Raw genomic sequence first — 2,960 nt, 5'->3', positions numbered from 1 at the left:
GTATCGTCCATGATTAGGTGTCCACCTGTTTTTGGTGGACACTTCATGCATCAGAGCACCCCTCTTCAGAAGGTGTGCAGAAATTCGCGCTTACGCGCGTGCAGTCGAGTAAGACTCGAATAGCCGGTTCCGAAATCGTCGAGCGATATACCACAGCCGAGACAGCGCAGGATCGCGACGGATTGCGAAACCTGCTCGAAGTCGTGGGTGAACGCGGTCTCGGTAATCTCAAGATCAAGGCGTCTTGGATCAAAGCCGCTGCTCTCGATGATGCCAATGAGTGACAGGACCCCACTTTCCGAATTAAGGTCGTGCGCAGAAAGGTTGAACGACAAACGCAAGCTTGGATCCCAGCGGTTAGCTGCGGCGAGCGCCTTCTTAAAAAGAGGCCTGGTCAGAGAGCTTACAATGCCGGCGCGTTCGGCAATGGGAATGAAGTATGCGGGAGACACCTTTCCCAATGTTGGGCTATCCCATCTTGCGAGAGCTTCGAACCCAAGGGTGACCTGATTTCGGATGTCAACGATCGGCTGAAACACCAAAGAAAGCTCTTTGTCCAAATTTGCCTGCTTGAGAACGCTTTCGATCTTGGCATCAGTGTTGATCTGCTTCTCGAGATCGGAATTGAAGAGAACAGCGCGACCTCGCTGCTTTTTCTTGGCGTGGTAAAGCGCATAGTCTGCCCGGTCAAAAAGCTGTTCGCGGCTCAACGCCAGGTCGGGAAACACTGCAATACCCATGGAGGCCGAGACGTGTACCGTGCCTTCCGGCATATGGTACGGCTCTCTTAGCCTCGCAGCTATAGCATTCGCGTTGATAACGAGTTGATCACTTTCGGGTGGAAGGGGAGCAATTATCGCGAACTCGTCCCCACCGAGCCTGAAAGGTGTGCTTGCCTTCAAAACGTCCGACAGACGAATCGCGACCTCGACAAGAAGGCGGTCGCCGACAGAGTGGCCATAAAGATCGTTGACGGGTTTGAAGCCGTCGAGGTCCATCACCCCAAGAGCCAATCGATTCCCGCTCAGCCGCGCCTTTTCGAGCTCGACTTCCAGTGCTGCAAAGAAAGCGCGACGGTTCGCCAATCCCGTAAGGCTGTCGAGATTGGCGAGCTTGAAGTTCTCGGTGCTCAGCGCGTCGCTCCGTTGCCTCGATACAACCATGCTCTCGAAGTTTTGGTAGTTGGTGAGGAGAATGGACATCATTCCCGCACAGACCAGCAGCAAATTGACCGCTATCGCGACAAATGTCGGCTGAGCGGTGGAGATGAAGAAGGCAACAAACGCGCCATTGACGATAAGCGCCACGATAAATGCCGCCGAGCGCACATACATCAGACAGAAAATGCAAGAGATGACAGTGATTGCCATATAGAAGGCCACATGCGAGCGCAGGTAAGCATCGCCGTAGGGAACAAGCGCGAACGACCATAGCGTAAACGAAATCGCGATAAAACCTGCCAGCCTGTTGGCTCGCTTGAGCGCGGCGTACGCAAGGTCAGGAGATGGCTCAAAATGTCTGGTCCGTAGCCAGAACACCACCCTCAGCAGGCAGCCGCATGTAAGCAATAACGGCCCGCCGGTCGTCAGCCATGATGGCGCAACTCCAAAGTGGGTTATGGCAAGCGCCCAAGTGCTCGAAAGCAAGATGAAATACATCATGGGCATTTGACGGGTGAATGCTCGGTACTGCGCCTTGAGAAGTTCGGGATTTTCGCTCTGCACCGACATAAAACCCCGGATGCTGCGGCCTGCTCTTGTAATATTCATATATTCGCCCATCGCTTGATAATCGATTTCTAACAAACGTCTCCTTACAATCACGGAAATCAGTACGGTTAATCAAATCCCACCGGCACGAGGTCGTACCGACGTGGCGCAGCGAACCTTACGGGCAATTGAACGGTAGCTGGTCGAGATTAGACCGACATTCCTCGTTGAAGAAACGATGGCGATTGAAGGCTTGCCAATGGATTGCGCCAGACCCAGGACAGTTGCAACGACAGCGCTGGACGGCCTGCGCACGAAGGGAATTCGTCAACTTCGCGCGTCTCAACCTCCAGAAAGCCGAGGTTCTTCCGTATCAACGCCCTCGTCCGCGCTAATAGCACCTACAATCGATGTCGAGCGAAGCATAGGTCTCGTCGGTGCTTATTGCGCCAATGGGAACACGTTGACCGTGCGAGGCGACCGCCACGTCGACAAGGGTGTTACACTTCCAGCTTAGCCCTCTCTCAGCCAAGATCGCAAATAGTGGGGCTATATTCCCCCGTTCAAAGGACAACCCCGCTGCACGGCAGATCGACGCAGAATGTTGGCAAAGTTTCTAGATGCGACGAAATCCGCTAAAATGGTTGCCGCCTCGCCTAACGCCTATTCAGGCGGATCAATGACGAACTCAAGCCCGTCTCATCATTCGCCAGCCGCAAATGCTGCGACATCCGTCGGCGCGGTCGCAAGCCCTTAACTAAGGGACTGCCATTCGAGCGGGCGAAGTCAGGTAAATCAAGAGATGTCGTTCATTTGCTATCGAGTTCGCCCTGGACCCATATTGCGAGTTATATGCTGTCGCGACGCCGAATCCACCCAGTCAGGACACCGATCGTCGTCCTAGAAAGCGGGTGTGTGTCATGAGCGTCTAAAGCGTGTCGCGCCAAACCAGATTCGGGATTTCCAAATCAGTTGATCCGTGATTCTTTTAGCCCATGGAAGAAGCCACACCATGGGCAAGCCGCATCCGATGGAGTTGCGTGAGCGTGTCGTTGCGTTTGTAAATGAAGGGCATAGCAACCGTGAAGCCGCTCGGCATTTCCGGGTTTCGCCTCGGTTCGTCAACAACATGATGATCCTGCATCGGTCATCCGGATCTCTCGCCGCCGCCAAGCAGGGCCACCCGCCTGGTGGCGCGAAGCTTATGGCTCATGCTGATTGGGTTCGCGAGCGGATGTCCGCGCATGGCGA

General features: G+C 54.5%; 1 protein-coding gene and 1 pseudogene. One reads left to right on the top strand and one right to left on the bottom strand.

Annotated elements, in window-relative coordinates; genetic code table 11:
- Positions 1–65: 65 nt before the first annotated feature.
- Positions 66–1,769 carry an EAL domain-containing protein gene (locus tag D460_RS34375; protein WP_051110856.1) on the bottom strand — a complete coding sequence of 568 codons (1,704 nt, stop codon included), beginning with the start codon at positions 1,767–1,769 and terminating at the stop codon, positions 66–68.
- A gap of 952 nt (positions 1,770–2,721) precedes the next feature.
- Between D460_RS34375 and D460_RS36685 the strand changes: the two are divergent.
- Positions 2,722–2,960: pseudogene (locus D460_RS36685) on the top strand (helix-turn-helix domain-containing protein); the annotation flags it as partial.

Source organism: Rhizobium sp. 2MFCol3.1, assembly GCF_000377565.1.
Lineage (GTDB): Bacteria > Pseudomonadota > Alphaproteobacteria > Rhizobiales > Rhizobiaceae > Rhizobium.
The sequence above is the reverse complement of the archived record's forward strand: the minus strand, read 5'-3'. Positions and strand labels throughout refer to the sequence as shown.